This is a genomic window from Streptomyces sp. T028, assembly GCF_048159505.1.
Taxonomy (GTDB): domain Bacteria; phylum Actinomycetota; class Actinomycetes; order Streptomycetales; family Streptomycetaceae; genus Streptomyces.
Map to the genome: position 1 here is coordinate 1 of NZ_JBLRVZ010000019.1, position 22,337 is coordinate 22,337.

The window sequence follows — 22,337 nt, forward strand, 5'->3', positions numbered from 1 at the left end:
CCCTGGCCACCCGCGGCTTCACCGCCGAGGACTTCGCCGAGGTCGCCGACGTCATCGCCGAAGCCCTCAAGGCGCCTTCCCCCTTCGGGGAGGCAGACGCCGAAGCCCTGAAGGCCAGGGTCCAGGCCCTCGCCGACAAGCACCCGCTCTACCCCGGTCTGTAACGACAACCCTCACGGAGCATGGCGTGGCAGTCAGCGTCTTCGACCTGTTCTCCATAGGCATCGGGCCGTCCAGCTCGCACACCGTCGGCCCGATGCGCGCCGCCGGGATGTTCGTCACCCGGCTGAAGCAGGACGGCCTGCTGGCCCAGACCGCCTCCGTACGGGCGGAGATGTTCGGCTCGCTCGGCGCCACCGGCCACGGCCACGGCACCCCCAAGGCCGTGCTCCTCGGCCTGGAGGGCAACGAGCCGCACACGGTCGACGTCGCCCGGGCCGACCTGGACGTCGAGCGGATCCGCAGCACCGGGCGCATCCGCCTCCTCGGCGCGGAGATCGGCCCCGCCCACGAGATCGACTTCGACATGGCGACCCAGCTGGTCCTGCACCGCCGGCGCTCGCTGCCGTACCACGCCAACGGCATGATCCTCTTCGCGTACGACGCCGACGGGGCGCCGCTGTCGGAGCGGACGTACTACTCGGTGGGCGGCGGCTTCGTCGTCGACGAGGACGCCGTCGGCGCGGACCGCATCAAACCCGACGACACGGCGTTGGCGCACCCGTTCCGCACGGGCGACGAACTGCTGCGCCTGACGAAGGAGACCGGTCTGTCGATCTCCGCGCTGATGCTGGAGAACGAGAAGGCATGGCGCACCGAGGAGGAGATCCGCGCCGGTCTGCTGGAGATCTGGCACGTCATGCGGGCCTGTGTCTCCCGGGGCCTGGGTCGCGAGGGCATCCTCCCCGGCGGTCTGAAGGTCCGTCGCCGGGCCGCGGCGGCGGCCCGGGCACTGCGCAGCGAGGGCGACCCGGCGGTCCGCGCGATGGAATGGGTGACGCTCTACGCGATGGCGGTGAACGAGGAGAACGCCGCGGGCGGCCGGGTCGTCACCGCCCCCACGAACGGCGCCGCGGGCATCATCCCCGCCGTCCTGCACTACTTCCTCGAGTTCGTGCCCGGCGCCGACGAGGAGGGCATCGTCCGCTTCCTGCTCGCGGCGGGCGCGATCGGCATGCTGTTCAAGGAGAACGCCTCCATCTCCGGTGCCGAGGTCGGTTGCCAGGGCGAGGTCGGCTCCGCCTGCTCGATGGCCGCCGGAGGCCTCGCCGAGGTACTGGGCGGCAGCCCGGAACAGGTCGAGAACGCCGCCGAGATCGGCATGGAGCACAACCTCGGCCTCACCTGCGACCCGGTCGGCGGTCTGGTCCAGATCCCCTGCATCGAACGCAACGGCATGGCCGCGGTCAAGGCCGTCACCGCCGCCCGGATGGCCCTGCGCGGCGACGGACGGCACCACGTCTCCCTCGACAAGGTCATCAAGACCATGAAGGAGACCGGCGCCGACATGAAGGTCAAGTACAAGGAGACCGCCCGCGGCGGCCTCGCCGTCAACGTCATCGAATGCTGAGGACGCGGCCCGAACCGAGGGACGTCCCCAGCCGTGGCCGGAACGAAGTCCACCGACAGAACCGGGAGTGAGGCCATGGGACGGGTCATCACCATGCGCACGCCCGGCGACGCCTTCGCCCTCGCCGACTGGTACCGGGCGGCGTCCGTCCTGGTCGTGCCGTCCCACACGAGTCCTTCGGCCTGGTCGCCGTCGAGGCGCAGGCCTGCGGCCCCCGGTGATCGCCGCCGAGGTCGGTGGTCTGCCGGTGGCCGTACGGGACGGGGTGAGCGGCGTTCTCGTACCGGGGCACGATCCGGCGCACTACGCGCGGGCGCTGTCCGCCTTCGCCGACGACCCGGCCCGCACCGCCCGGCTGGATGAGGCCGCGGTCCGCCACGCCCGCTCCTTCGGCAGGGCCGCGGCCGCGGCGGCCACGGCGGACGTGTACACGGCGGTCCTGCACGGGCGTCGGCCGCATCGGGTCCCGTGACGGCGCACCGCGCCACCCACCCACGGACCTCCGTGCGAACCCGGCGTGGCCTACGGTGTGCCGCCGCTGCCCGCGGACACCGCCGCGGCCGTGCGCAACTTGTGCGCCCGGGCCGCCTGTTCGACGCGTTCCGCCGGTGCGCCCGCGGCGATGAGGTCGAGCAGTTCCGCGTGCTCGGCGACCGAGGACCTGGAACGGCCGGGGACGTGGGGGGACACCGAGCGCCGGATGGTGTCCAGGCGGGCCCACTGGGTCTCCAGCAGCCCCCGGACGCGCTCGTTCGGGCAGCGTTCGTGGAGGGTGAAGTGGAACTCGCGGTTCAGTGCGGAGAACCGGATCGGGTCGAGATCGTCGAGCGACGCCCGCATCCGCTGCGCCGGCCGGCCGAGCCCGAGGAGATCGCCGGTCTGGTGGCGTTCCTGGCCTCGCCCGAGGCGTCGATGATGACGGGCGCCGTGGTCGTGGCCGACTGCAGACACTACGACGAGATCGGCATCGGGGCCGACTACGTCAACTCGCTCTTCCGGTGACTTCTGACGACCGGATTCCCTTCCGGGAGGAGTACGACCGGCAGGCGCTCGTCGGCCTGCCCAACTCACCGACCCGCGCATGACGAGCCTCCCGTGAACCGGGTCGACCCGCGGCACGGGCTGTCAGGGCGTGCGGGGCCCCGCCGACAGAGGTATGACTGACAGGGAGCCCGGCGGAAGGGGCCCAGAGCGCACCCCTGTGCTGCCGCCGGAAGGAGCCCCGGTATGCCTGAGCGAGAGACCCGGACCGGGAACGGCGGGCAGGACCGTATCACCGCCGCGCCAGGCGGGCTGCTGGACGTACTGCGGGTGGCGGCCCTCGTCCTGAGCAGCGACGGCCGGATCGTGCTGTGGAGCCCCGAAGCCGAGTCACTGCTCGGTTTCTCCGCCGCGGAAGCACTGGGCCAGGACGCGAACGCCCTGCTCGTGGCACCGGAGAACCGCACGCGGGCGCACGAGCTGTTCGATCGCGTGCGGACGGGCGCGCGCTGGGCGGGGGTCTTTCCGGTGCGGCACAAGGACGGCTCCACGCGCCGGGTGGAGTTCCGCACCATGCAGCTGCGCGACGCCCGCGGCGACATCCACGCCCTCGGCCTGGGCACCGACGCCGAGACGGTACAGAACGTGGAGCGGGACCTGGCCCTGTCCCACATCCTGGTCAGCCAGTCGCCGGTGGGCATCGCGGTCTTCGACACCGACCTGCGGTGGGTGCGTGTCAATCCGTCGCTGGAACGCATGAACGGCGTCCCCGAGGAGGCGGTGCTGGGCCGCCGCGTCGGCGAGGTTCTCCCGGCCCTCGACGTGGAGGCCATCGAGTCACGGATGCGGCAGGTCCTGCGGACCGGCGAGCCGCTGCTGGATCAGCAGACGATCGGCCGGACGGCCGCCGACAGCGAGGACCACGCGTACTCCGAGTCGTACCACCGGATCGAGGATGCCAACGGGCGCGTGCTGGGCCTGGCGATGGCGATCCTCGACATCTCCGAGCGCCAGCGGGCGGCGGCAGAGGTCGCGAAAGCACGCGAGCGCCTGGCGGTGATGGCCGACGCCGGCGTCCGTATCGGCACCACGCTCGACCTGCGACGCACGGCAGAGGAACTGGCGGACGTGGCCGCTCCCGAGCTTGCCGACCTCGCGGCCGTCGACGTACTCGACTCGGTGGCCAACCCCGCGGGCGGGGCCGCGCCGCGAGCGGACGGTTCCCTCGACTTCCGGACGCTCGCCCTCAAAGCGAGCCCTCCCACCGATGAGGTCAAGGCCGCGGTACGGGTCGGGGAGCCTGCCCTGCACAGCTCGTTCCTCCTGGTCACCCAGTGCGTACGACAGGCACGGCCGATTCTGCTGGAGCACGTGGACGACACGGTGATACGGCGTATCGCCAGGGACGACTCCACCGCCGAGACGCTGCGGCGCGCCGGGGTCCACTCCTATCTCGTGGTTCCGCTGATGGCCCGCGGCGAGGTACTGGGCGCGCTCAGCCTGTGCCGCACGGCCAACCCCCGGCCGTTCGACGACCAGGACCTCACACTCGCCACCGAGCTGGCCGCGCGCGCCGCCATCAGTATCGACAACGCGCGGCTGTACGGACGCGAACGCGACACCGCACTCACCCTCCAGCGCAGCCTGCTGTCCCAGAAGCCACCGCACCACGGCGACATCGAGGTCGCCTCCCGCTATGTGCCCGCCATCAGCGAGGTGGGCGGGGACTGGTTCGACGTTCTCCCGCTCAGGAACGGCAAGGTCGGCCTCGTGGTCGGCGACGTGATGGGCAAGGGCGTGCACGCCGCGGCGATCATGGGCCAGCTCCGCACGGCCACCCGCGCCCTCGCCCGGCTCGACCTGCCTCCGGCCGAGCTGCTGTACCACCTCGACGACCTCACGGCCTCGCTCGGCGACTCCGACACGCTGGCCACCTGCCTCTACGTCGTCTGCGACCCGAGGCACGGCCGGTGCGAACTCTCCCGCGCGGGCCATCTGCCGCCGGTCCTGGTGGACCCGGACGGGAAAGCCGAACTCCTCGAGATCGCCGGCGGAGTGCCACTCGGAGTGGGCGGCGTGCCGTTCACCGTCGAGGAGCGGGAACTCGCCGAAGGGGCGCTGCTCGCGTTGTTCACGGACGGCCTGGTGGAAAGCCACGAAACGCCCATTGATGTGGGACTGCAGCGCCTGCTCCACCTGCTGGACGGCACCCGCCTCCCCCTGGAAGAGATGTGCGACATGGTGCTCGGCGCCCTGAACCGCGAGCCGGACGACGATGTGGCGCTGCTCCTCGCCAGGCACAGGAGCTGACGCCGGGCCCGCCGCCGCAAGGCGCCCGACAGGAGGTTTCCCAGGCCAGGCGCCCTCTTCGCGTGGCCTTGGAAGAAGCCCAGCTTCTTTGGCGCGTACGAGACCAGAAGATTCTTCGTCGGCCCAGGAAAGGGAGTCGCGCGTGTCATCCCTGCCCCTGCCTCGGACGGAACCCGGCCCTACTCGGATCGCCGCCGACGCCTCGGCCCACGCGTGCCGGTGGATTCGGGCACCCAGCGGGATCGGCCTCGGTCAACCGGTGCGGACCGGTGTGTGCAGAACCCGCTCATGGCCCACCCCGCCGGAGCGGGCCCGTGAGCTGTACCGCGGCCGAGGATGCCCGGTTCCGGCTCAGGACGTACCCTTCCGCCAGGTCGTCGGGCTCGCCGACGCGTCCTGGTCGGGCGGTGAGAAGCAGGCGGGGCGGCGACCCGTGTCGCCGAGCCGAATCGCCGAAGAACATGGCAAGAGAAACGAAAGGTCCGCCCCGGGAAGTGATATCCGTGGCCCCGGCGCCGGGTCTCCCAGGTGTACGGATGCTCATTCATTCCTGCGAGGGCGGAGGCTTCATGGCGGAGGACGACGGGCTGCGGGTGATACGCGCGGCTCGGCAGGGCGATCAGCGGGCGATGGACGAACTGATCGAGTCGTATCTGCCTCTGGTCTACAACATTGTCGGCCGTGCCCTGCGGGGCCACGCGGACGTGGACGACGTGGTCCAGGAGACGATGCTGAAGGTGGTCAACGGCCTCGCCGGGCTGCGTGACCCGGCGGCGTTCCGCTCATGGCTGGTGGCGATCACCGTACGTGAGGTACGTGACAGCAGGAGCCGGCCTGGGCGACAGACCGGCGGCGGCCTGGAGGAGGTGGAAGGCATCGCGGATCCGGGGGCGGACTTCGTCGATCTGACGATCCTGCGGCTGGGCCTGGCCGACCAGCGCCGTGAGACCGCCGAGGCGACGCGTTGGCTGGACGAGGCGGACCGCGACCTGCTCGCCCTGTGGTGGCTGGAGGCCGCTGGGCAGATCACCCGCAGCGAACTGGCGGAAGCGCTGGAGCTGAGCCCGGCCTATGCCGCTGTGCGGGTGCAGCGGATGAAGGCGCAGCTGGCGACCGCCCGAACGGTGGTCCGCGCGGTGTGGGCCATGCCGCGATGCCCGGGCCTTCACGATGCGATCCGGGAGTGGGACGGACGCCCGTCCACCCTGTGGCGCAAGCGCCTGGCCCGGCATGTGCGCGAGTGCCACGCATGTTCCGGGCGCCAGGGCACGTTGATACCGGCCGAGAGCCTGCTCGCCGGCATCGCGCTCGTGCCGCTGCCGCTCACCGGTTTCTACGTCGCGGGCCACGCGTGGCTGTCCGACCCGCAGCAGGGTCAGGCAGCTGCGGAGACGCCCTCCGACGTCTCCTTGAGGCCGTCGCGGCGCAAGCCGCGCACCGACACGGCGCGTTGGGCGGCCGGTAAACCGGTCACCGCCGCGGTGGCGCTCGCTACCGTGTGTGTGGCCGGTGCGATCGCCGTGGCCGGTCATCGAGGTTCGTCGTCGCCGGACACGGCCCAGGCCGCGGACGGGGCGGTGGTGGCCACTGGGACCGCCTCCGCGACCCGCATGCCGAGCGTCCTGTCGGTCTCGGCGAGTCCCTCGGTCTCGCCGTCGCCCAGCCGGACCAAGGCCAGGGCGACGCCGAAGAGCCCCAGTCCCGCCGCCTCGAACACCGAGTCGGCGCCGGTTTACGGCCAGACCGTGGACACCGTCGACACCTCCCCTGACCCCGGCACCAAGCCCGCGATCCTCCCGAAGAGGCCCGAAGCCGGCTCGATGACCGTCACGGGGAAGTACTCCGAGCCCTTCAAGGGCTCGCTGGGCGGCCGGTACCTGCTGTTCTGGCCGCAGCAGTACGTCACCGTCACCGGCAAGGGCTACCTCTCCATCCGCTACGAGATCGGCTGGTTCAACCGCACCGGCGAGATGATCATGCCGAGCTGGACCGGTCTGAAGGGCAAGCTCTTCCACGTCGCCTCCGGAGGCGGCCGCCGGATGGACGACACCCACCCCGGCGAGCCCGCCGACCACACCTGGATGGGCAACAGGGAAGCGGGCTACATCACGCTGCCCTCGGGCGCCCAACAGATGTGGAACAACGAGTACTTCTACCTCGACGGCACGGTCACCCTGACGCTCAACCAGGGATATGCCGACTACAACCTCTCCCTCACCCCGTACACCTGGGAGCAGGTCGACACGGACATCAACACGCCCCCCAACCCTGCCAAGGGCATCGTCCGCTACGGCCTGACCCGCGACACCGGCACCGACGCCGCCCCCGTCCCGCAGTATGTGACCCGCTCCACACCCGCCCAGCCGTGGACCGTGCCCCAGCACTCCGAGGTGACCCCCGCTTCATGACGGTCCGGGGACGTGGCGGTTGGTTGTTTCCCTCCGTGCCGCTGCCTTGGTTGCCGAGTGGGACCCCGCGAGTGAGTCGGTGCGGGCGATGAGACCGCCGTGGGGTTGCTGGTTCATCTGCCGGACCAAGGGGACCGGATGGACATGTCCGGCCCCCGGCCGGTGTTCAGCAGCGCGATGTCGCCTGCGCCGGCTCGGTGAAGGCGTCCGCGACGCACTCGCCCAACGCGGTGATCCGACGCGGGTTCACGGCACCACGACGATCTTGCGTCCCTGGCCGGTCGCGAACTTCTCCAGTGCCTGCGGGTACTCGGCGAGCGGCATCCGATGGCTGATGAACACCTGCGGGTCGAGCACCCCGGTGGCGAACAGCTCCGCCGCCCGCTCGTAGCTGTGCAGCACCGCCATGGAGCCGGTGATGGTGATCTCCTGGTTGTAGATGCGGTACGGCGAGATGGTGGCCGTCGTCGCGTAGTCGGAGACCCCGAACTGAAGGAACGTGCCGGCCTTGGCGACCCGCTCCAGGCCGTCCTGGATGGCGGCGGCGTTGCCGGTCGCGTCGACAACCACGTCCCAGCCGCCGGATCGATCCAACTCGCCGGCAGACAGGGCCACTTGGGAGCAACCCAGCTTCTCGGCCGTGGCGAGGCGTTCCGGGTTGACGTCGACAACGTCCACCGAGGCGGCGCCGGTGCGCTTGGCGAGCTCCAGCATCATCAGGCCCATCGTCCCGCTGCCGTAGATCAGGACACGGGAGCCGAGCCTGCTGCTGAGCACGTCATAGCCGCGCACGGCGCAGGACAGCGGTTCGATCAGGGCCGCGTCCTGGGTGTCCACATGGTCGGGCAGCCGTACGCAGTTGGCGACCGGCGCGGCCACGAACTCTGCGGCGGCACCCGGGTGGGTGACGCCGATGGCGGCGTAGCGCTCGCACAGGTTGTTGCGGCCGAGCCGGCAGTAGCGGCACTCGTTGCAGTACATGTTCGGGTCGGCGGCGACCCGGGTGCCCACCGTCAGCTCGCTCACCTCGCTGCCGACCGCGACGACCTCGCCGGCGAACTCGTGGCCGGGGACGATCGGCAGACTCGGGGCGTGCTCGCCCTGGAGGATGTGCAGGTCGGTGCCGCACAGCCCGACGGCCGCCACCTTGATGACGACCTCCCGGGGGCCGGGGGCGGGGTCGGCGACGTTCTGGAGCTCCACCTTGCCCGGTGCGGTGATGACGGCGGCCCTCACTTGACTGCTCCTAGGGACAGGCCGCGGACCAGTTTGTCCTGGGCGGCGAAACCGGCGATGAGCACCGGCAGGGACACGAGCGTGGCGGCGGCGCACAGCCGGGCGAGGAAGAGGCCCTCGCTGGTGATGAAGCCGACCAGGAAGACCGGTGCGGTCGAGGCGTTGGTGGCGGTGAGGTTGACCGCGAACATGAACTCGTTCCAGCTGAAGATGAAGCAGATCAGCGAGGTGGCGGCGAGTCCGGGCATGGCGACGGGGGCGACGATTCGCCACAGCACGGTGAGCAGGTTCGCGCCGTCGACCTCGGCGGCTTCCAGGATCTCCTTGGGGACCTCGGCGAGGAAGGAGCGCATCATCCACACCGCGATCGGCAGGTTCATGGCGGTGTAGAGGATGATCAGTGTCCATACGTTGTCCAGCATCCCGGCGTCCTTGACGATCAGGTACACGGGCAGCAGGGCCGCGATGGCCGGGAGGAACTTGGTGGACAGGAAGAAGAACATCACATCCGTCCACTTCTCGACCGGCTTGATGGACAGTGCGTAGGCCGCCGGCACCGCAAGTGCGAGCACCAGGACTGTCGAAATGACGCCGGCCATGGCCGAGTTGAGCAGATACGGGGCGATGTTGCGGCTGAACAGCAGCTTGTACTGGTCGAAGGTGAGGGACGCGAACGGGGTCGGCGGGTTGGTCGCCGCGTTCGCCTCCTGGTGGAAGGAGGTGAGCACCATCCAGGCCACCGGGGCGAAGAACGCCAGCGTGGCGAGCCAGGCGACGAAGGTCCACAGCGGGGACAGCTTCGCTGTGTTGCCGTGGTCGTCGCGGCGGCGGACCAGCGTCTTCAGCCGGGCGCCGGGCGCGACCGTCGTGTGCGCGCTCATCGGGACACCTCATCACGGAACAGCGACGCGATGGTGCGCAGCGCGAAGGTCGCGATCACGATCGAGCCGAGTACGACGACCACACCGGCGGCGGCCGCCTGACCGTACTCGAACTTGCGGAACATGGTCAGGTAGATCTCGTAGGGCAGGTTGGTGGTCTGCGAGCCCGGGCCGCCCTGGGTGATGGTGTAGACCGCGTCGAAGGTCTGCACGACGTAGATCGTGCCGAGCAGGACGCCCAGCTCGATGTACTGGCGCAGATGCGGCAGCGTGATGTGCCGGAAGGTGGCCATGGCCGACGCCCCGTCGACCTTCGCCGCCTCCAGGATGTCACCGGGCTGCGCCTGCAGACCGGCCAGCAGGATGAGCATCATGAACGGTGTCCACTGCCACACCAGCGACAGCACCACCGCGGGCATCGGATACGACGACACCCAGTCGACCGTGGGGCCGCTGTCGGCGCCGAAGAGGCGGTACACGGCGTTGAGAGTGCCGTTGAGCAGACCGTAGTCGGGGTTGTAGAGGGCGTGCTTCCACAGCAGCGCCGCCGCGACCGGCATGACCAGGAACGGAGCGATGAGCAGCGTGCGGGCCAGGCCGCGGCCGATGAACCGGCGGTCAAGCAGCATCGCCAGGCCGAGGCCCAGGATCACGCTGATGAGGACCACGGACGCGGTGAGCACGACGGTGTTGAGCACCGCCGTACGCAACCGGTCGTCGGTGAAGACGAACGTGAAGTTGGACAGGCCGACGAAGTGCCGCTCGCCCGGCTTGAGGATGTTCCACTGGAACGTGGAGATCACGATCGTGGTCACGAAGGGCAGCTGGGTGACGACGATGGTGAAGACGAGCGCCGGCAGCAGCGGGAAGCGGCGCTTCCACTTGCCGCCGCCGCCGGAGGACGGGCGCGGGCGCCGGGGTGGTGATGCTGTTCTGGGGGGAACGGTGAGCGTGGTCATGGACTTTCCTCCGCCAGTGACGGCCGGGTAGGTGGAAGCGGGTGCCCGGCCGGGGGGAGGTCCGGCCGGGTGGCTCGCAGGGGTCACCGGTAGTTCTTGGCGACGTCCTCGGCGAGCTTCTGGCCGTCGTCGAGCGCCTTGTCCACGCTGGTCTTGCCGGCGATGGCGGCGGAGATCTCCTGGGTCACCTTGGTGCCCAGGTCCTGGAACTCGGGGATGGCCACGTACTGGACGCCCACCGTCGGCCGCGGCTGGACACCCGGGTTCGACGGGTCGGCCCCCTCGATGGACTTCAGCGTGATGTCGGCGAAGGACGAGGCCGCCTTCTGGTACTGGGGGATCTCGTAGGTGCTGGCCCGCTTGCCGGCCGGGACGCGCGACCAGCCGAGCTTCTCACCGACCAGCCGCTCGTACTTCTTGCTGGAGGCCCACAGCATGAACTTCGAGGCCGCGTCGGCGTTCTTGGTGGTCTTGGGCATGGCCCAGGCCCAACTCCACAGCCAGCCACTGCTCTTGGTCTCGACGGTCGGCGCGTAGGCGTAACCGACATGACCGGCGATCTTGCTGGAGGCGGGGTCCTCCAGGGAACCGGCCGCGCTGGTCGCGTCGTACCACATCGCGACCTTCTTCTGGCTCATGGCGTTCAGACACTCGGTGAACCCGGACTGGGACGCGCCCGCCTCGCCGTGCTTCCTGACCAGGTCGACGTAGAAGTTCGTCGCCTTGTTGAACTCCGGGCTGTTGACCTCGGCCTGCCAGTCCTCGGTGAACCAGGTGCCGCCGAAGGTGTTGACCACGGTCGTCAGCGACGCCCCGAGCTCACCCCAACCCGCGAGCCCGCGCAGGCAGATGCCCTTCATGCCGGGCTCGGCGCCGTCGACCTTGGCCGCGATGTCGGCGACCTGCTGCCAGGTCGGGTGCTCGGGCACCGTGATGCCCTGCGCCTCCATGACGTCCTTGTTGTACATGAGGAAGGACGACTCGCTGTAGAACGGCAGGGCGTACAGCTTGCCGTCGGAGCCGGACAGCGAGGTGACCACTGGCTTGAGCAGGTCGGACTCGTCGAAGCTCGTGTCCTTGGCGGCGTAGGAACTGAGTTCGTGCAGCCAGCCGTTCTTCTGCCAGATGGGTATCTCGTAGGCGCCGACGGTGGCGACGTCGTACTGGCCGGCCTGGGTCGCGACGTCCTGGGTGACCTTGTCGCGCAGCTCGTTCTCGGGAAGGATCGAGAAGTTCACCTTGATCCCGGTGTCCTTCGTGAACGTGTCCTTCGTGAGCTTCTCGATGTCCTCCATCTGCGGGTTGCCGACCATCAGTACGTTGATGGACTTGCCGCCGCCACCGGAACTCGACGAGCCGCCCGCCCCGCTGCAGGCGACCAGCAGCGAGCCCGCGGCCGCGGCCGCGGCGAGGACATGGATCGTTCTCCGTGTGCGCATGAGTGACTCCAGGGAGTGTTTCGAGGGCGTGGGGAACCAAGCCCACGGGTTTGCGGGGGTGGTGGGATGCGGTTGGTGAGTGCGGCTCAGGCCCGGATGACTTCGGGGCCCAGCAGTGAGTAGCGGTGCGCCTCGGAGGCGGGCAGCCCGGTGTCGGTGATGATCGCCTCGAAGTCCGTGACGTCCGCGAAGCGGCAGAAGCTCACGGCACCGAACTTCGTGTGGACCCCGGAGTAGACCCGGCGCCTGGCGGCCTTGAGGACCTGCGCCTTGACCTCGCTGACCGCGGGATCGGGGGTGGTGAGCCCGAACTCGCGGGAGATTCCGTTCGCGCCGACGTACGCCAGGTCGATGACGAAGCCGGACAGCATGTGGGTCGCCCAGTGATCGACCGTTGCCAGAGTCCCGCCGCGCACCCGCCCGCCGAGCAGCAGCACGGTGATGTTCTCGGAAGAGGCCAGGTCGCAGGCGGTGGCCAGTGAGGAGGTGACCACGGTCAGAGGCCGATTGCGCGGGAGGGCGGCGGCGATGAGCTGCGGGGTGTAGCCCTCGTCGATGTAAACGGTCTCGGCGTCCCCGAGGAGGTCGGCCGCGGCGGCGGCGATCCGGGTCTTCTCGGGGACGTGCGTGACGGTGCGGACCGCGAGCGTGGTCTCGAAGCCCGCGCTCTCCACGGGATGGGCACCGCCGTGGGTACGGCGGACCAGCCCGTGCCGCTCCAGCAGATTCAGGTCGCGCCTCACTGTCTCCTTGGAGACCCCGAGGTCCGCTGCCAGCTGTACGACGTCCACGGATCCGGAACGGCGTGCCGCTTCCAGAATTGCCCGTCTTCGTTCATCGGCGTCCACGGCGACACCTCCGTTTCACGGCTCTACGCGCGCTTTGATCGCGCCGGCTCTTACCGGAGCCCGGCCCGTTCGGACTTCGGTGGCCAAATTTCTACAAGGAAATACCGGTACTAGCCAGGTTCGTCGTGGAGCAGTTCATGACCGAATGTGCCCGTTCCTCGAGGGAAGGATGCCCAGAATGACGCCCTGGAGGCCTCGATGGCGCCGGGAACGATGCCCGTTCGGTAGCCGGAGTGTGCCCGCTCAGTGCCCGTTTGTCGACCGGATCCGGATAGCCGACCGTCTCCGCCCCGGGGTTCGGCTTCGCCTGCGTTTCTGGCCGTGCATTTCGATGGGAGAACGGTTGGGGGTAGAAAAATCCCATATCCCGTAAGCCGCATGTGATGCAAAAGTTCTCGAATGGTGCGCGAACAGCCTCGAGCTGAGAGCTGTCAAGCAGCGGACGACGTGGTACGACCTGGTTCACGAAAACGTAGACCAACGGTGGGATCGCACGCCGGGAATCACGCGCCGCACTCTGGCCGACGCAATTCGCCACCGTCACCCCTGCCCTGGTGTACTCCGGCGCAAGCTATCCGGAGCCGCGAGTGTTGCGTCGTGCTTTGTACGACGTGCTGTGGCGGGCGCTGGACGCGCTGTGCCGCAAGCTGGATGGGAAGGCGGCTCAAGCGCCGCCCAGTCACGGCGACCCGGCCTGTGCCCGTTCCGTCACAGTTCGTGCGCATTCTCCGTGTACACATTGAACGCTTCGGCGTAGTGCCGGACGGTCGGCTGTTCCGGAACCAGTCCGGCGCGGACGCCGCCGCGAATGGCCTGACCTGGGGTCGGGCGCGGAAGTATGTGCCGACCCGCACGGAACTCGCTTCCGGGCTTGCCAGGCGGCCGTACGATCTCCGCCACGCCGGTATTTCGTTCTGGTTGCACTCCGGTGTGGACCCGGCGGAATGCGCTCGGCGCGCGGGCCCCTGCGTGACTGCGAGCGTAGGGCGCCTGACTGGCAAAGTGCCAGGTCAGGCGCCCTTTTGTGTCCCCCTGGAAGAAGCCCAGTTTCTTCGGTGAGTAGCTCACCAGTAGATTTTTCGTCTGCTGCTGGTACAGGGGTCACGCATCGCTGACCAGCGCAAATGGCGGACGAGGATAGCTCGTCGGAGGCGTTGGCCCGGGAATGGTCCGGCACTTGTGTCGGGAACTTGTCTTGTTCGGGGCGGCCGCATGGTGCAGGCAGCGGTCGGGGCCCTGCGGCAACCGCTCGTGCGCCCGGTCAGACGTGGCGCCGGCCAACGCTGCCCGGCACGCTGATTCCGGCAGCTGCTACCGCACGGCGATATCCGGGTGGCGTCCCGTCGACTCGAAGGGACGCCCTCGTCGCTGGGTGGCCAGACAGGCGTCCGAGGGCGCACCGGCTGCTGGGCGTCCCCCTCGATCGCTCGTTCGTCATGGGCACCGTGCGGGCGGAGGTGCTGAATCAGGCGGCGTTCGCGATCATGCGTGAACTCGCGGCGGTGCTTGACGAGTTGGCGGTGACGGGCAACCAGGACTGCGTGTGAGACCAGGTCCAGGGGCCGGTCGCACCGATCGAGTCGGGGCCAGCGGGCGGCCGGTGCCGATCGCGTCGTTCGTCTCCCGCCGGCGCGATCGGTCCCAGCTGATCGGCTCGAGATCATAGGCACCGCCCGCTCGCTCCGAAGCCCGGCATGGAGTCGGTGAAGCGACGACGCGTTCAAACTCATCGAGTCGTCCGAGACGCGTCAAATCTCCTGGACGTGTAGGGCCGCACCGGGCCCCGTCGGACGCCTTCCAAAGGCCGTACCCGCTTCGCCGGTGCTTCTCGACGTCCTTGACGGTGGCGGCACGCTGGAGACCGCGGCGAACACCCCGTCACTCAAGGCGGCGATCCCACTGGCGCCCTGGGACGTCATGAACGTCTCCGACCAGATCAGGGTGCCCACCATGATCTTCGGCGCCGACGGCGACACGGTCGCTCCGGTCTCCCAGTTCGCCCGGCCCGCCTACGACGCGCTGACCGGCGTCCGCGACAAGGCGTTCGTCGAGCTCAGGAACGCCGACCACTTCACCTTCGCCGCCGCCAACACCACGGTCGCCAAGTACGGCATCGCCTGGCTCAAGCGCTTCGTCGACAACGACACCCGCTACGACCAGTTCCTCTGCCCGATCCCCAACGACCCCGGCACGGTCGTCTTCGAGGGCACCTGCCCCCTGTGATCCCGCCCGGAGCGCGGCGGACACGGGACTTCACTGCCGCCTGTGTCCGCCGCGTCTCTCGTGCGGCGTCGCTCGTACGCCGGTGGCCCCACGCCTCAACGGCGGAAAGCGACGGACACGCGGCTCGTCGGAGGAGTGGCCTGAACCCGGCCTCCCCGAGTGTGTCGTGCGCGGCGACGGGTGGGTCGGCACCATCGCACGCACGCCCGAGGGACCAGAACCGCTCGACTTCGAGCGAGCCTCCGTCGGGCCGCCCGAATGGGATTTCGTCTCTGGGAGACGGTCGGCGCGGTCGTTCTGGCGATGAGCTCGCTGAAGGCGGTCAGCACACTGTGGTGGAAGCCGGGATGTCCAGCCCCATGGCCAGGGCGCGGCCGGTTGGGCGGGCGAAAGACCGGGGCGGCTCGGCAGTGTCACATGCTTCGGGGCGGCCCGGATGGCTGGTGCAGGGCGTCAATCGCGGTCGGCTCCGGAACCGAACCGGCCGGGAGGCGTCGGCGGACCAGTTGAGGATTCCGGCGACGACGTCACGGCGGTCAGTCCTTCGCGAGGTCGTCCGCGGTGGGGATCGGGCCGCCACCGTCGGGGATCCAGCGGCCGGTGTCCCGCCACTTGACCGCCTCGTGGAAACCATGGGTGGCGGCGAACTCCTGGAACCAGCGCCCTTCCGGCGAGTGCCGGGTGATGCCGTCGAACAGCGTCGCCAGGATCTGGGTACCGTGCAGCCCCATGTTGTCGTACGCCTGGTTGATCATCAGTTTCTGCATGGCGAGCTGGTTCACCGGTACCCCCGCCATCCGGTCCGCCAACGCCTCCACCTGCGCGTCCAGGTCGTCGGCCGGCACCGCCTCCAGCACCAGCCCCCACTCGGCGGCCGTACGTCCGTCGATGGTGTCGCCCGTCAGCAGCATGCGCTTGGCGCGCTCGGCGCCCAGCCGGTACACCCACATCGCGGTGGTCGGACAACCCCACACCCGTGAGGGCATATAGCCGATCCGTGCGTCCTCCGCCATGATCACGATGTCGCAGGACAGGGCGATGTCGCTGCCGCCGGCGACCGCATGGCCCTGCACCTTGGCGATGGTCGGCTTCAGCGAGCGCCACAGCGAGAAGTAGTCGTCGGTGAACTGCTTCATCTGTGCGAAGTCCTGGATCGGGTCCCACGCTCCGTCCGACTGCCCCGGGGTCTGAGTGCCCTGCCCGGCTTCGGCGTAGACCTTCAGGTCGTAGCCCGAGCAGAACGACCGTCCGGCGCCCTGCAGGACGATCACATGCACTTCCGGGTCAGTGCCCGCCCTGCGCACGGCCGCGGCCAGCTCGCCGGGCATGCGGGCGTCGATCGCGTTGAGCCGGTCGGGTCGGTTCAACGTCAGGTACGCCTTGCGGTCCTTCACCTCGTACAGCACGACGGGCTCGCGGTCGTCGGCAGTCATCGGCGTTCTCCTTCTTCTCGCGCGGGCACGGGCGGGGCGACGGCGAGCAGCGGACCCACGACCTGGCCCCATTGCGCCAGCAGCACGTCCCGGTCGGTACCTTCACCGCCCTCGCGGTGGAGAACCTCGGAGATCGCCATACCGCGCAGCAACAGCACGGTCAGCCCGACCGCCAGCGGATACCCTGGCGCGGCCGTCGCCTCGCCGCCGAACACTTCACCGAGCACCCGGTACAGATCGCGCCGGGCCGCTCCTTCCGCGCGCCGCAGGATCTCCCGCAGCCGAGGCTTGGTGCGCGCCACCGCCCACAGCTCCAACTCGGCCGCGTACGACGGGCTGCGCAGAGCTGCCCCGAGAATGCGCAGGGAACGCTCCAATGGGTCTCCGGCCCCATCCTGGTCCTGCGTCGCGGTGGCCATCTCCTTGCGGACGGCCTCCTCGTTGCGCTCCACCAGCCGAGCGATCGCCGCCCCCAGCAGCTCATCGTGCGTGGGGAAATGATGCAGCAGCGCACCCCGACTCACACCGGCGCGGCGTTGCACCTCGAGCGTCGTGGTCACGGCGACCCCGCTCTCGATCAGCGACTCGACAGCCGCCTCGACGATCCGGGCACGGGTTGCCCGTCGCTGTTCCTCCCTGGTGGACATGGCCTCCGCCCTCATTCACAGTCACCACTGACTGTGGGAATTCTGCCACAGTCAGCGGTGACGGTGAAGGGGGCGGATGATGCGTCAGGCGAGGGTGACCTCCACCGGCAGCTTCTTGATGCCGTTGACGAAGTTCGAGCGCACGCGCGGGACTTCGCCGACCAGGCGGATGTCGGCGAGGCGGGGGATCAGCTCCTCGAACATGATGCGGATCTCAGTGCGGGCGAGGAGGTTGCCCAGGCACAGGTGCGGGCTGCCCTTGCCGAAGGTGACGTGGTCGTTGTGCTGCCGGGCGACGTCGAAGTCGTAGGGGTTGCCGAAGACCTCCTCGTCGCGGTTGCCGGAGGCGTACCACATGACGACCTTGTCGCCCTCCTTGATGTTCTTGCCGCCGAGTTCGACGTCGCGGGTCGCGGTGCGGCGGAAGTGGTAGACGGGGGAGGCCCAGCGCAGGAACTCCTCGACGGCCGTCGGGATCAGGGACGGGTCGTCCTTCAGCCTCGCCAGCTGGTCGGGGTGCTGCAACAACGCCAGCATGGAGTGGGAGATGGTGTGCCGGGTGGTCTCGTTGCCGGCGACGACCAGGAGCAGGAAGTAGTTGTCGAAGTCCTGGGCGGAGAGCGGGACTCCGTCCCGGGGAGTGGTGTTGACCAGTTTGGAGACCAGGTCCGTGCCGTCGCCGCCGCGCCGCTGCCGGGCCAGCTCACGCCCGTACTCGAAGACCTCGATCGAGGCCGGGGAGCGGAACGGCAGGTCGCGGTACTTCTCGCTCTCCTCGCTGTGCAGCAGCACGTCCGCGTAGTCGGGGTCGGTGTTGCCGATGATCCGGTTGCCCCAGTCGATGAGCTGCTGGTTGTCCTCCGGCGGAACGTCCAGGAGCCGGGCGAGGACGTTGATGGGGAAGTCGGCGGAGACGTCGGCGACGAAGTCGAAGGTGCCCTTGGCAAGGGCTGCGTCGAGGGTCTTCGCGGTCAGTCCGCGCAGGAAGTCGCCGTAGCTGTTGATGACGCTCGCGCCGAACTGGCGCTGGATCACGCTGCGCAGGGCACGGTGGCGGACGCCGTCAATCTCCAGGATGGAGGCGCGCTTCTTGATCTGGTCGTCGTCGAGCTCTTCGAGGTTGACGAACCGTGTGGAGGTGAAGGTCTCCGGGTCGCGGTCGACGGTGGCGATGTCGGCGTGCCGGGTGACCGCCCAGAAGCCGGAGTTGGGCGTCTCTTCGGGTTGCCAGTGCACCGGGTCCTGGTGGCGCAGGGTGTGGAACATGCGCCACGGGGTGACGCCGTCGGCGAAGTTGTCGAGGTCGGCGAGGTCCACCCGGTCGAGCGGCAGGGGCTCGTCGAGGGCTGCGCGCAGTTCGGCCCGGGTGGTGGGGACGGCGGGAACGGTGGGACTGGTCATGGTGGTGGATCTCCTGGGCGGGGGCTTCGGGGCGGGCTTACAGGTGGTAGGCGTACTCGGTGAACTCCCAGTCGGTGACGTGCCGGCCGAAGCGTTCGAGCTCGTCCCGCTTGTAGGCGAGGAAGGACGTGGTGAAGTCCTTGCCGAGCAGGTCGGTCAGGGCGGTGTCCGCCTCCAGCGCGTCGAGCGCGGCCGGCAGGGTCTGGGGCAGCAGGGCGGCCCGGGAGGTGTCGTAGCCGTAGCCCTCCAGCGGGGCGGGCGGTTCCTCGCCGGCCTGGACGCCGAGCAGGGCGGCGGCGATCGCGCCGGCGATCAGCAGGTAGGGGTTGGCGCTGGCGTCGCCGAGGCGGAGTTCGAGGCGGGCGCCGGAGCCGCGCTCCGGGGGGATGCGGACCATGGCGCTGCGGTTGTCGAGACCCCAGTCGATCAGCCACGGCGCGAGGGTGTCCGGGCCGAAGCGTTTGTACGAGTTCACGGTCGGGTTGGCCAGGGCCGCGAGCGCGGGGGCGTGGGCGAGGATACCCGCGAGGGCGTGCCGGGCGGTGGCGGACAGACCGTACGCGCCCGCCGGGTCGTCGAAGGCGTTGCGGCCTTCGATGTCGTTGCAGGACAGGTGGAGGTGGAAGCCGGAGCCACCGGCGTCGCCGAAGGGTTTGGCCATGAAGGTGGCGAGGTTGCCTTCCTTGCGGGCGAGTTCCTTGACGGCCGCCTTGAAGCGGAAGGCGCGGTCGGCGGCGTCGAGGGCGGCGGAGTGGGTGAGGTTGATCTCGTACTGGCCGCCGTCGAACTCGTGGTTGCCGGTGACGACACCGAGCCCCAGGTCCCGCAGTGACCGCAGGGTGCGCAGCAGGTGGTTGTCCGGGTCTGCGCGCAGGCCGGCGGTGTAGACGGCGCCGGTGGTCTCGGGGGAGCGGCGCCAGCCGGTGGGCGAGCCGGGGGCGGGTTCCAGGAGGAAGTACTCCAGTTCGGGGCCGACGACGGGGCGCAGACCCTGCTCGGCGCAGCGGGCCAGGACGGTGCGCAGCAGGTCGCGGGGGGACTCGGGTGCCGGGGCTCCCGTGGCCGGGTCGGTGACCTCGCCGAGACAGGCGGCCACACCCGGTTCCCAGGGCAGGACGGCCAGGGTGGACAGGTCGGGGCGTACGGTCACGTCCGGCAGGCCGGCGTCCAGGCCTCCGGTGACGGCGGCGACATCGCCCTGCGGGGTGGTGTGGTAGACGGCGCGGCAGAAGGCGAGGCCGTGCTCGCAGGCCGACGGCAGATGGTCCAGCAGCACCTCGCGGGCGCGGTCGGTGCCGATCAGGTCGGGGTAGACCACCCGGACCACGTCGACGCCCTCCGCGGCGAGCCGTTCCATGTGCCGGCCGATGTCTGAGGTGTCGGATGCGCTCACCGGTGTCTCCTTGGCGGAAGGAAGGGTCTCCCTGTGCCAGGGGCACTGGGGGAGGGGGCGGAGGAGGGGAGCCGGGGCGGGGAAGGAGCGCGCCCCGGAAGCTCATTTGATCCCGAACGATATGGAGAGGGGTTGTGTCCTCGCAAGAGGTGGTGGAAAAAATTTATCCATCTGGACAGGTATTGACCAGGGCCAGGCGGCTTCCTATCTTGTTTGAAGCCAAATGAGTGACGGGCGCGGCGTCCGGCGGATGCCGCCCCCGTTGGCCGAGGGGCCCGGCCACACCCGGGCCGGGCCTCTCTCTTCCTCCCTCTCCTTTGCTCCGACGCCCTCACCCTCAGGAGGACCGCCATGAAGGTCGTCGTCGACATGAACAAGTGCCAGGACCACGGCCAGTGCGTCTTCGCCGCCCCCGACGTCTTCTCGATGGACGACGACGGTCACCTGGTCTACGTCTCCGACCCGGACGAAGTGCTGCGCGACGAGGTCGAGGAGGCCGCCGACGTGTGTCCGCTGCAGGCCATCCGGATCGAGGGCTGACCGCCATGACAGCATCCACGACCGGGCGGGTCGTCGTCGCCGGCGGCTCGATGGGCGGCCTGCGCGCCGCCGAACAACTGCGCGCCGCGGGCTGGACCGGGGCGATCACCGTCATCGGCGACGAGCCCCACATGCCCTACAACCGGCCCCCGCTGTCCAAGGAGGTGCTGGCCGGCAAGGCCCCCTTCGCGTCACTCGCCTTCACGCCGAAGGCAGCCGCCGCCGACGTGGAGTGGCGGCTCGGCACCAAGGTCGTCACAGCCGATCTCGACCGGCGCGTCGTCGACCTCGACGACGGTTCGAAGATCACGTACGACGGGCTGGTCGTGGCCACCGGGATGCGGCCGCGGCGCCTGCGCTGCCCCGGCCCGCTCACAGGCCGCCACACCGTCCGCACCCTCGCCGACGCCCAGGGTCTGCGGGACGAGCTGACCCGGCCCGGCGTCCGCGTGGTCGTGGTCGGCGCCGGCTTCATCGGCTGTGAGGTGGCCGCCACCGCCGTAGGGCTCGGTGTCCGCGAGGTGACCGTCGTCGATCCGCTGCCGCTGCCCATGGTCGGCCCCCTCGGTGAACTGCTCGGCCGCGCGTTGCTCAAGCGGCACGAGGAGCGCGGGGTGCGCTTCGCCCTCGGCACGGGAGTGTCCGGCTTCGAGGGCGAGGACCGCGTCACGGGGGTCGTGCTGAGCGACGGCACCGTGCTGCCCGCCGACGTGGTCGTGGAGTCGGTCGGCTCCGTCGCCAACGTCGAGTGGCTGGAGGGCAACGGCCTCGACCTAGGTGACGGCGTCCTGACCTGCGGGCGACTGCGGGTCGGGGGACGGCCGGAGGTCGTCGCGGTCGGTGACGTCGCCCGTTTCCCCAACGCCCGCTACGACGGCGTACCGCGCCGCGTCGAGCACTGGTCCATCCCCACCGACACGGCCAAGCACGCCGCGAAGGCCCTCGTCGCCCATCTCAGCGGCATGGAGGTGGAATTGGCGCCTTTCGCCCCGCTGCCCACCTTCTGGAGCGACCAGCACGAGTTCCGCCTGCAGTCCTTCGGCGCCCCCGCGCTGGGCAAGGACGACGTGCGGGTCCTGGACGGTGACCCCGACGGTGACGTCCTCGTCGGCTACCACGCCGGGGACCGGCTCGTCGGCGTCGTCGCGCTCGGCGGCCAGGCCGCCGCGATGGGCGCCGCCCGCTATCGCGCCCAGTTGCTCCAGCAGCCCGCCCTCACCGCGTAAGGAACCCCTTCATGTCCACTGTCCGTGGCTACTTCCACCCCAAGACGGCGAGCGGCGCCTCCTCGCTGATCCCGTCCCCGCCGTGGCGCTACTCCGGTGACCTGCTGACCGTCGAGTACCGCACGGATCCCTCCCGGGTGCGGGAACTGCTGCCCGAGCCGCTGGAGTTGGCCGACGAGGACCCGGGCGCCGTGGCGCTCATCTGGGCCGACTGGCAGTCCTGCTCGGAATCGGGCCAGGAGCTGCTGGACCCGGTGCTGGCCCAGTACAAGGAGGCGTTCGCGGTCGTCCGCTGCAAGTACCGGGGGCAGACCTACACCCGATGCGTCTACATCTGGGTCGACAAGGACTTCGCGATCGCCCGCGGGCTGCACCAGGGCTATCCGAAGAAGCTCGGCTCGATCCACCAGACCCGCCCGCACCCCTACGGTCCCGCCCCGCGCATCGAGGCCGGCGCCCGCTTCGGCGCCACCCTCGCCGCCGCCGACCGGCGCCTGGCCCAGGCCGTGGTCACCCTGCGGGAGCCGTCGGAGACCAACGGCTTCGTCAACGGACACCCGATGGCCCACCACCGTTGGCTGCCCTCCATCGAGAAGGGCAAGGGCCTGGCCCTGGACGAGCTGATCGAGTCGGGCGCGGCCTCCTTCGAGGGCGGGCAACCCTGGGTCGGCGACGCCGAGCTGGAGCTGTTCGAGGCGCCCACGGAGGAGCTGGCCCGGCTGGAGATCCGTGAACCGATCGCCGCGTACTACCGGCAGGTCGGCGTGGTGTGGGACGGCGGCCGGCTGCTGGAGTCCGGCACGTCCGGCGCCGAGTGACATCCCTGCTACTGAGACGACCTG

At 69.8% G+C, this 22,337-nt stretch carries 18 protein-coding genes and 2 pseudogenes; 10 read left to right on the forward strand and 10 right to left on the reverse strand.

The genetic code is table 11. The features are described from left to right. The 3 genes and pseudogenes from ACLZN2_RS18445 to ACLZN2_RS18455 form a co-directional block, all read left to right on the forward strand. Positions 1-164, forward strand: a pseudogene (locus ACLZN2_RS18445) (serine hydroxymethyltransferase); the annotation flags it as partial. 23 nt (positions 165-187) lie between these two features. Further along, positions 188-1,570: an L-serine ammonia-lyase gene (locus tag ACLZN2_RS18450; protein ID WP_416979568.1), complete on the forward strand. Its 1,383-nt coding sequence runs from the start codon at positions 188-190 to the stop codon at positions 1,568-1,570. A gap of 84 nt (positions 1,571-1,654) precedes the next feature. Next, positions 1,655-2,042, forward strand: a pseudogene (locus tag ACLZN2_RS18455) (glycosyltransferase); the annotation flags it as partial. Positions 2,043-2,092: 50 nt separating this feature from the next. Here ACLZN2_RS18455 and ACLZN2_RS18460 read toward each other — a convergent pair. Beyond that, entirely contained in the window at positions 2,093-2,410 is a 318-nt protein-coding gene (locus ACLZN2_RS18460) for an FCD domain-containing protein (RefSeq protein ID WP_416979569.1), read from the reverse strand. Here ACLZN2_RS18460 and ACLZN2_RS18465 point away from each other — a divergent pair. The 3 genes from ACLZN2_RS18465 (at position 2,348) to ACLZN2_RS18475 (ending at position 7,269) form a co-directional block, all read left to right on the forward strand. Then, a complete protein-coding gene (locus ACLZN2_RS18465) occupies positions 2,348-2,572 on the forward strand; it encodes an SDR family oxidoreductase (RefSeq protein ID WP_416979570.1) in 225 nt (74 codons plus the stop codon). The two genes, ACLZN2_RS18460 and ACLZN2_RS18465, sit on opposite strands and share 63 nt — an antisense overlap. A 225-nt stretch (positions 2,573-2,797) precedes the next feature. Further along, positions 2,798-4,861: a SpoIIE family protein phosphatase gene (locus ACLZN2_RS18470; RefSeq protein WP_416979571.1), complete on the forward strand. Its 2,064-nt coding sequence runs from the start codon at positions 2,798-2,800 to the stop codon at positions 4,859-4,861. Between the two features lie 536 nt (positions 4,862-5,397). Next, a complete protein-coding gene (locus tag ACLZN2_RS18475) occupies positions 5,398-7,269 on the forward strand; it encodes a sigma-70 family RNA polymerase sigma factor (RefSeq protein ID WP_416979572.1) in 1,872 nt (623 codons plus the stop codon). A 246-nt stretch (positions 7,270-7,515) separates the two neighbouring features. On the opposite strand, the gene ACLZN2_RS18480 is transcribed toward ACLZN2_RS18475, so the two are convergent. From ACLZN2_RS18480 to ACLZN2_RS18500, 5 genes are all read right to left on the reverse strand, one after another. Then, positions 7,516-8,505 (reverse strand): zinc-dependent alcohol dehydrogenase family protein, encoded by a 990-nt coding sequence (locus ACLZN2_RS18480; RefSeq protein WP_416979573.1) that lies wholly within the window; start codon positions 8,503-8,505, stop codon positions 7,516-7,518. Continuing rightward, complete coding sequence (locus tag ACLZN2_RS18485; protein ID WP_416979574.1) at positions 8,502-9,386, reverse strand: carbohydrate ABC transporter permease; 885 nt, start codon at positions 9,384-9,386, stop codon at positions 8,502-8,504. The genes ACLZN2_RS18480 and ACLZN2_RS18485 overlap by 4 nt, the downstream gene beginning before the upstream one ends. Then, positions 9,383-10,345, reverse strand: coding sequence for a carbohydrate ABC transporter permease (locus ACLZN2_RS18490; protein ID WP_416979575.1), 963 nt, complete (start codon positions 10,343-10,345; stop codon positions 9,383-9,385). The genes ACLZN2_RS18485 and ACLZN2_RS18490 overlap by 4 nt, the downstream gene beginning before the upstream one ends. Positions 10,346-10,428: 83 nt before the next feature. Further along, positions 10,429-11,784 (reverse strand): ABC transporter substrate-binding protein, encoded by a 1,356-nt coding sequence (locus tag ACLZN2_RS18495; RefSeq protein WP_416979576.1) that lies wholly within the window; start codon positions 11,782-11,784, stop codon positions 10,429-10,431. An 86-nt stretch (positions 11,785-11,870) separates the two neighbouring features. Continuing rightward, positions 11,871-12,632, reverse strand: coding sequence for a DeoR/GlpR family DNA-binding transcription regulator (locus ACLZN2_RS18500; protein WP_416979577.1), 762 nt, complete (start codon positions 12,630-12,632; stop codon positions 11,871-11,873). A 1,821-nt stretch (positions 12,633-14,453) separates the two neighbouring features. Between ACLZN2_RS18500 and ACLZN2_RS18505 the strand changes: the two genes are divergently transcribed. Beyond that, positions 14,454-14,855 (forward strand): hypothetical protein, encoded by a 402-nt coding sequence (locus tag ACLZN2_RS18505; RefSeq protein ID WP_416979578.1) that lies wholly within the window; start codon positions 14,454-14,456, stop codon positions 14,853-14,855. Positions 14,856-15,391: 536 nt separating this feature from the next. Here ACLZN2_RS18505 and ACLZN2_RS18510 read toward each other — a convergent pair. From ACLZN2_RS18510 to ACLZN2_RS18525, 4 genes are all read right to left on the reverse strand, one after another. Further along, on the reverse strand, positions 15,392-16,288 hold the full coding sequence (locus ACLZN2_RS18510) for a crotonase/enoyl-CoA hydratase family protein (RefSeq protein WP_416979579.1): 897 nt from the start codon (positions 16,286-16,288) through the stop codon (positions 15,392-15,394). Next, entirely contained in the window at positions 16,285-16,935 is a 651-nt protein-coding gene (locus ACLZN2_RS18515; protein WP_416979580.1) for a TetR/AcrR family transcriptional regulator, read from the reverse strand. Before ACLZN2_RS18515 ends, ACLZN2_RS18510 begins: the two co-directional genes overlap by 4 nt. A gap of 84 nt (positions 16,936-17,019) precedes the next feature. Further along, the gene (locus ACLZN2_RS18520; RefSeq protein ID WP_416979581.1) at positions 17,020-18,336 is read right to left on the reverse strand and encodes a cytochrome P450; all 1,317 of its coding nucleotides are present in this window, start codon (positions 18,334-18,336) and stop codon (positions 17,020-17,022) included. A gap of 37 nt (positions 18,337-18,373) precedes the next feature. Then, positions 18,374-19,729 carry a glutamine synthetase family protein gene (locus ACLZN2_RS18525; RefSeq protein WP_416979582.1) on the reverse strand — a complete coding sequence of 452 codons (1,356 nt, stop codon included), beginning with the start codon at positions 19,727-19,729 and terminating at the stop codon, positions 18,374-18,376. Positions 19,730-20,080: 351 nt separating this feature from the next. Here ACLZN2_RS18525 and ACLZN2_RS18530 point away from each other — a divergent pair, with 351 nt between their 5' ends. The 3 genes from ACLZN2_RS18530 to ACLZN2_RS18540 are packed head-to-tail and all read left to right on the forward strand — an operon-like array spanning position 20,081 to position 22,313. Further along, positions 20,081-20,269, forward strand: coding sequence for a ferredoxin (locus ACLZN2_RS18530; protein WP_416979583.1), 189 nt, complete (start codon positions 20,081-20,083; stop codon positions 20,267-20,269). A 5-nt stretch (positions 20,270-20,274) separates the two neighbouring features. Then, positions 20,275-21,495, forward strand: a complete 1,221-nt coding sequence (locus ACLZN2_RS18535; RefSeq protein ID WP_416979584.1) for an NAD(P)/FAD-dependent oxidoreductase — start codon at positions 20,275-20,277, stop codon at positions 21,493-21,495. 11 nt (positions 21,496-21,506) lie between these two features. Further along, positions 21,507-22,313, forward strand: coding sequence for an acetoacetate decarboxylase family protein (locus tag ACLZN2_RS18540; protein ID WP_416979585.1), 807 nt, complete (start codon positions 21,507-21,509; stop codon positions 22,311-22,313). Positions 22,314-22,337: the final 24 nt, after the last annotated feature.